Genomic DNA, 6,723 nt, shown 5'->3' with positions numbered 1-6,723 from the left:
CGCACCCACTCCGCGCTCGTCAGATCACCCCGCCCCATGCCGAGACCAACGAGCCGGCAACCCGACAGTCACATGATCCGCCGGACAGAACCTAGTGCTTGGCGAACTGGAGCCCCGTGGACTGCGTGACGTTCGCCCGCACCGCGAGTGCGGGGACGGTGAGTTGTTCGCCGTAGATGTCGGTGAGCCTGAGTGCGCCGCCGCAGCCGCCGCCGTCCTCGGAGAGGAAGTAGTTGTAGTCGGCGCGCTGCAACTGACGCCAGCCGCTGCTCGTCTCGACTTCGAGGCGGGCCAAGGGATTTCGGTGGCCGATCGCCTGGATGCCGCACCAGTAGCGGGTGGAACCGGTCTTGTAGCGGATCGAGATCGTGTCCGAGGTGCTGGGGCTCGCCAGGTTCCAGGTGATCGGGATCCGGCCGGCCGAAGGGGCGGCGAGCTTGGCGAAGGCCTGTGCGCTGAGGTCGATCTGGCCGGGGGCACAGTCCCCCGGGCACTCGTTGGTGATGCGGACCGTGATGCTCGCGCCGTTGGCCGCGTGCACGAGCACGTACGCCCCGCACGCCTTGGACGACTCGTAATCCGCGGTGTTCATCGCGCCGGTCATGACGTCACCGCTCGGGTCGTACATGCAGGCGCCGCCGCCGTCCGCGTCGTAGAAGGTGGCGACTCCGGTGTAGGTGACGCCGGGGCGGATGCGTCCGGCCAACGAGGCGGTACCGGACGCCTGTTGGCGGGTCTTCGTGGCCGGCGTGGCGGCAGGCTTGGAGGTAGCGCGGGCGGACGGGGTCGCCGACGGCTTCTTCGATGCGGCGGTCGCCCGCGCGGAGGGGCTCGAAGTGGCGCTCGCGGACGGTGAGTTGACCGGACCGGAGCTGGTCGCGGAGGGCTCGGTCGCGACGCTTCCGGCCGCGGTCTTCACCTCCTCGCCGTTCTTGTCGCCGGGCAGCAGCACCAGCGCCAGGGAGACGACGATGAGTACCGCGGCCGCCGACAGGAACAGCCACCGCTTGGACACCGGACCTCCTAGATGGCCGCCACCCGTGGCTCGGGGTGAGGAAGGCAGCGATCCTGGCAGCCTCGCGGTGACGACGGCAAGCCCTTTCTCCGGGAGCGTAGTTGGGGACAGATGTGACTTCACCGTGCTGGCGGGGTTCCTGATGCGCCCCGTCGGCCGCGCCACCGAAACCGACCTGCCCGAAGTCCGGTTACCGACCCTCGAACCCGTCGGCCCGGCTCCACCGCAGAGTGGTGTCACTCCCGAAGACGACCTGTTGCCCGTCGCTGGAGACGGTGGCCCGCTCCCAACCGTCAAAGTCCTTCGTGACGTTGACGCTCCAATCGCTCAACCCGCCGGTGCCGACGGCCGCGATGGACTCGGTCGGCGGTTCACCGTCGTAGCAGTAGGAACCGAAGTCGGCGATCGCGGCGACGGTTCCGTTCCTGGTGCGCAGCTGGATGCCCTGGCATGCGTCGGTCTTGGTGCGGTAGATGACCTTCGGTGCGGTCCAGGCTTTCGCGCCGGGGCTGTAGTGCTGCTCGACGAGGCCCTTGCCGCGCAGGTAATGCAGGGCTACGCGGCGGCCGTCGTCGAGTTTCGCCACGGCGTTGTACGGGCTGGGGCTGCCGCTCCAGGGGAGGTCGCTCTTCTCCAACTGGGCGGTGTACACGGAGGAGTTCGGGGAGGCGGTCGCGGAGGGGGCTGTCGTCGCCGGGTCCTGATGACCTCCGCATGCCACGGCAGCGATGATCACCGACACCGCTGCCATCGCCCTGACCAGCACCTGGATGCCGGGCTTGTACATACACGCCTCCCCGTCGCCCTACCTCAGCGCAGCATAGGCACGAGCCAGCTGTTCACGATGGAGGGCGGTGGCCCAGCAGGTCCCTGGCGGCTTGCAGGGCATCGAGTCGGAGCGCTTCGAAGGACGCGGTCCGGTCGTCGTCCTGGCCGGCGAGCGAGATCGCGCAGTGGACGATCGGCCGGAGTGCGTCCGGGTGGTCGAGCGCCTCGGCGACCTCGGTCCAGATCAGGTCGGCGCCGGTGGCCGGATCGAGGCTGCCGTCAGTGATCTCCTCGGCCAGCCAGTAGGTGTGGGCCCATTTCGCGGCCGTAGGGTCTGCCGGTGGTGCGAAGGACAGCCCCAGTTCGTCGAGGACTTGGTCGAAGAGCTCGGGTGCTTCGGGTTCGTCTCTCCGTGCGAGGCCGGCCAGGAGGGGGAGGGACGGGCTGTCCACGTCCGCGAGGAGTGCGTCCAGGCCCGCCTGGATGAGCCGGTCGGACCCCACGTGGCAGCCGAAGGCGCGAGCCCTGGCGAGTCGCCCGAGTTGCGCCTTGGCCTCTTCCTTGGTCATGTCCCCGGCCTCCGTTCACCTGGCAGGAGGCCGATCGTGTCACGCCCAGGTGGCCGTACCGCCACCCGGTTTTCAGGGTGCCCACACCGGCGTGCCGCTGGTCAGGTCGGCAGAAGAACACGCGGCCACAGGGCTTCCCGGCGATTCATGGCGTGGTCCAGATACGCCGTTCGGCGCTCAGCGGGTCGTCCAGCGCCTCCGGGACCGTGTCCCAAGTCATCGTCGTACGCCGCTTGTTGGTGTAGCGGGGCCACTGAGGGCCCGGGTCCAGATCGCGGACGAACGCGACCCAGGCGCTGTGCATCGCGTCCGCCAGGGACTGAGGCGGGTTCGGGCCCGTCGCCGCTGTGACGCGTTCCGCGTTCAGGAGGTCGAAGGTGAAGGGGATCTCGGTGCAGTGGGCCGCGCCGCCCCAGGTGAAGTGGTAGATCCAGGTGGGGAGTTCGTGGTGGGCGTGGGACTCGGCCAGGGCGAGTGACGGGCCTCGGAAGATGGCGTCGGTGAGGGCCTGGCCCATGCGGAACTCCGGGGCCACCCGGTCACTGAGGGCGGTGTACACGGTCACGGCATCGGGCCCGAGGCCGTAACCGGTCAGCATGGCGTCAACGGCCGCTGTCGGTACGGGTGTTGGGGTGGTGCCGGGCGGGGGGTAGAACTCGCGCTGGGTGAAGCCGAGCAGGAGCGGTACGGGGGCGGCGCTGCCCTCCGCGAAGGCGTCGGGCACGGGGACCGGGATCAACTCCCCGTCCGCGAAAGGCGCCAGCGTCAGGCCTGCCTCGGGTGTGGACAACGCGTCCTGGAGGGCGAGGAGTTCGTCGTCGGTGAGGTCGCGGAGGGCGGAGGCAAGGGCGGGGACGCCGGTGCGTTCGGTGAGGCGGGCCGAGTCGGCGAGGGCGTCGCTGCGGTGCTGGGGCGACCTGACCGCACCGGACTGGGAGATCGCGGCGCGGAAGAGCCCGTGCGCGGAGGGCGTCGCCATCAGGGTCTGGGTCGCGCCGCCGCCCGCCGACTGACCGGCGATGGTGACCTTTCCGGGGTCGCCGCCGAACGCGTCGATGTTGTCGCGTACCCAGGTCAGCGCGGCGATCCAGTCGAGCACACCGCGGTTGTCGGGGGCGTCGTCGAGGTGGAGGAAGCCCTGGATGCCGAGCCGGTAGCCGATGGACACGAGGACGATGCCGTCCCGGGCGAAGGAGGAACCGTCGTACCAGGGGCTGGCGGCCGATCCGGCGACGTAGCCCCCGCCGTGGATCCAGACGAGGACCGGCAGGCCGGCGCCCGGGGTCGGGTCCGGGGTGAAGACGTTGAGGTTGAGTACGCCGTCGCCCGGTACCGAGGGTTCGGGGATGATGGTGGGGCCGTCGAGGATGAAGGGGCGGCGCTGTGCGGTGGGTCCGTACCGGGTGGCGTCGAGCGGTTCGGTCCACGGCCTGGTCGGGGCGGGGGCGGCGAAGCGGAGGTCGCCGACGGGGGCCTCGGCGTAGGGGATGCCGAGGAAGCGGGCGGTGGTGTGCTGCCACGTCCCGAGGACGGGGCCCTGGGACGTGACAGCGAGTACGGACTGGGGCACGGAGCAACTTCCTTGTGGAGGTGACAGGCTCGAGATAGGGGGTCGATACTCGGTCCGCTATTTGACGCCCTTGATCGGCCGGATGGCCAGCGCGCTGATCAGTACGACGGCCATGGCGAAGGCGAACAGGACGCGGTAGCCGGGGAGTTTGTCGGAGCCCGCGGCGAACGAGGTAATGAGCACGGAGGCGATGATCGGTCCCAGCGCCTGCGGGACGTTGGTGGCGATGTTGAGGATGCCCAGGTCCTTGCCGGCCGCCGCGCCCTTGGGCAGGACCTCGGTCATCAACGCCATGTCCAGCGACATGTACGTACCGAAGCCCATACCGCTGACCAGCGCGTAGGCGTACATCGCGGGCAGGGTCGGGCTGACCAGCGGGATCGCCATGGACAGCGCGAGGAGGACGGACGCGCCGATCACGAAGATCTTGCGGCGGCCGGTGCGGTCGGAGATCTTCGCCGCCGGGATCGCACCGGCGAGGGTGCCGACGAGGGCGAGCACGGACATCAGTTGCTGGGCGCTGTCCACGGCGTCGGCGTCGAGGCCGACGTAGTCCTGGAGGGCGTAGCGCTGGTAGGTGGCGACACCCCAGTAGCCGAGGATGAACGTCATGCGGGCCACGAACGCCCAGGCGAAGTCCGGGTGTTGGCGCGGTGAGACCCAGAAGCCGGTCAGGAACTCCCGCCAGGAGAAGGGCTCCGGCGGCTCGGGGCGGGTCCGGTCGCGGTTGAGGAGGACGAACGCGAGCACGACCACCAGGACGATCGCGGCGATCACGCCGTAGCCCAGGCCGAGTCGACCGGCGTAGCGGGCGGCGATGATCACGCCGAGCGTCGCGCCGAGGTTGGAGCCGAGGCCGACGAAGGCGGAGACGATGCCGAACCGGCGCGGGGCGACGCGGTCGGCCATGACGGCGGTGAGCGGGGCCTGGATGACGTTGAGCAGCACCTGGACGGTGACCCACATCAGCGTGAGCCAGAACAGGGTGGTCGCGTGCGAGATGGCCAGCAGGGAGAGGGTCGAGGCGACGGCGCCGAACAGCATCCAGGGGGTACGGCGGCCCAGGCGGCCTCGGGTGCGGTCCGAGATGGCGCCGATGATCGGCTGGGCGAAGAGCGTGACGATGGAGGAGGTCATCGTCACCAGGGCGAGGTTCGATTCCTTCGCGGCGGCGTCGAGGTTCTGGATCTGAGCGGGGAGCAGAACCACGACGAGGCCGGCGTACGCGGTGTAGAGAGCGGCGAATCCCGCGCCCATCGACCACATCAGGACGTTCACCTGGGAGCTGCCCAGGGTGTCGTCCGTTCGGGCGGTGGCGGGGGCGGAAGAGGTCGAAGCGGACAAGGACGCCTCCACGGGGACGGACCGGCACCGTTGCCGGTGCCGGGAGTATGGCCACGTGGATTTATTTATTTCAAGGCTCGAAAAATAATATCTTGGCCACCTTGACCGGATCCCTTCTCGCGGGGGCACAATCGTCTGCGTGAACGCCCCCGCCGACTCCGCCGACGTACGACGCCGCAATCTGGGCCTCGTACTGCGGTACCTCGACGCCCACGGTCCGTGCGCCCGTACCGAGGTCGCCGTCGGCACCGGGCTGGTGCACGCCACCGTCACCGCGCTGGTCACGGAGCTGATCGACCGCGGGCTGGTCCGTGAGGCGGGTTCCGTGCCGTCGGGCGGGCGAGGCCGTCCCCGGCGCCTCCTGCGGCTGGTCCCCGAGCGCGTGGTGATCCTCGCCGCCCAGGTGAGTCTGGAGTCCGTGCACGTCATGGCGGCGGACTTCCGGGGCCGCGTCCTGCACCGCGAGTCGGCTCCCCACCACGCGCCGTACGGTGATCCGCGCGCCCTGGCCGCGGTCATCGGCTGTGTGGTGCGGTCGGCCGAGGCGGCGGTGCGGGACGCGACACCAGACGCTCATCTTGCCCAACTCGCCGTGGCGATGGCGGGACCAGTCGTCGGCTCGTCCCAACTGGTCGCCGCCGCCATCGACTTCGGCTGGCACAGCACCGATCTGCGCGCCCTCGTCGTCGCCGAACTCCCCTTGCTGGAGTGCCCGGTTGATGTCGTGAACGACGCGAACATGGCGGCGCTGGCCGAGTACCACGCCCTCGCGGCCGACGGTGTGGAGCACCCCGACACGGTGGCCTACATCAAGGCCGACACCGGCGTGGGCGGCGGGCTGCTCGTCAACGGCCGTGTGCACAGCGGGAGTCACGGCATGGCGGGTGAGATCGGGCATCTGCCGATCTCCCTCGACGGTCCCGACTGCCGGTGTGGGACGCGGGGTTGCCTGGCGACGTACATCGGGCCCGAACCCCTCCTCCACGCGGCCGGGTTGGCCGCCGTAGCCGAGTCGGACGGTGGTGAGGCGGCGCTGGCCGAGCTGGACCGTCGGCTGCGTGCGGGGGATCCGGACGCGGTCGCCGCGCTCGCAACGGCCGGGCAGGCGCTGGGAGTTGCGGTCCTCGGTGTGTCCGGTGTGACCGACGCGGGCGAGATCATCCTCGGCGGGTATCTCGCCACCTGGGCCGACTGGCTGCTGCCCGGCCTGGACGCACGGCTGGCCGGACGGCGTGCGCTGGCGCCCGACATGCAGCCGGTGATCACCTTCGGCATCCTCGGCGGGGAGGCGACGCTGCGCGGTGCGTTCCAGGCCTGCCGGGACGCCCTGCTCGACGATCCCACCAGTGTTCCGGCGCTCCCCCGGACTGCGGTCACCGTGCCGTCCGAGTAGCCCGTCGCCCTCGCCGTCACCCTCCCGGCTTCCGGCCGTGGCTTCGTACGTCCGCCCTCGTACA

6 protein-coding genes are annotated in these 6,723 nt (G+C 70.3%); 1 reads left to right on the top strand and 5 read right to left on the bottom strand.

Annotation, left to right across the window (positions count from 1 at the left end):
* Nucleotides 1-91 precede the first annotated feature (91 nt).
* The 5 genes from ACIBK4_RS50065 to ACIBK4_RS50045 all read right to left on the bottom strand — a co-directional run bounded on the left by ACIBK4_RS50065 (nucleotide 92) and on the right by ACIBK4_RS50045 (nucleotide 5,266).
* A complete protein-coding gene (locus ACIBK4_RS50065; RefSeq protein WP_399006811.1) occupies nucleotides 92-1,015 on the bottom strand; it encodes an expansin EXLX1 family cellulose-binding protein in 924 nt (307 codons plus the stop codon).
* A 190-nt stretch (nucleotides 1,016-1,205) separates the two neighbouring features.
* Nucleotides 1,206-1,802, bottom strand: a complete 597-nt coding sequence (locus tag ACIBK4_RS50060; RefSeq protein WP_399006809.1) for a hypothetical protein — start codon at nucleotides 1,800-1,802, stop codon at nucleotides 1,206-1,208.
* A 52-nt stretch (nucleotides 1,803-1,854) separates the two neighbouring features.
* Nucleotides 1,855-2,352, bottom strand: a complete 498-nt coding sequence (locus ACIBK4_RS50055; protein WP_399006807.1) for a hypothetical protein — start codon at nucleotides 2,350-2,352, stop codon at nucleotides 1,855-1,857.
* Nucleotides 2,353-2,497: 145 nt separating this feature from the next.
* On the bottom strand, nucleotides 2,498-3,922 hold the full coding sequence (locus tag ACIBK4_RS50050; RefSeq protein ID WP_399006805.1) for a carboxylesterase/lipase family protein: 1,425 nt from the start codon (nucleotides 3,920-3,922) through the stop codon (nucleotides 2,498-2,500).
* Between the two features lie 57 nt (nucleotides 3,923-3,979).
* Nucleotides 3,980-5,266, bottom strand: coding sequence for an MFS transporter (locus ACIBK4_RS50045; RefSeq protein ID WP_399006803.1), 1,287 nt, complete (start codon nucleotides 5,264-5,266; stop codon nucleotides 3,980-3,982).
* A gap of 139 nt (nucleotides 5,267-5,405) precedes the next feature.
* Between ACIBK4_RS50045 and ACIBK4_RS50040 the strand changes: the two genes are divergently transcribed.
* On the top strand, nucleotides 5,406-6,659 hold the full coding sequence (locus ACIBK4_RS50040; RefSeq protein ID WP_399006801.1) for an ROK family protein: 1,254 nt from the start codon (nucleotides 5,406-5,408) through the stop codon (nucleotides 6,657-6,659).
* The last annotated feature ends 64 nt before the right edge of the window (nucleotides 6,660-6,723 follow it).

Source organism: Streptomyces sp. NPDC050528, assembly GCF_044457795.1.
Lineage (GTDB): Bacteria > Actinomycetota > Actinomycetes > Streptomycetales > Streptomycetaceae > Streptomyces.
Note: the sequence above shows the minus strand (reverse complement) of the source record. Positions and strands in the feature narration are given on the sequence as shown.

What these genes read in the sequence shown, in the direction of transcription:
- ACIBK4_RS50060 (WP_399006809.1), bottom strand. Translation starts at nt 1,802, where the DNA reads ATGTACAAGCCCGGCATCCAGGTGCTGGTCAGGGCGATGGCAGCGGTG.
- ACIBK4_RS50055 (WP_399006807.1), bottom strand. Translation starts at nt 2,352, where the DNA reads ATGACCAAGGAAGAGGCCAAGGCGCAACTCGGGCGACTCGCCAGGGCT.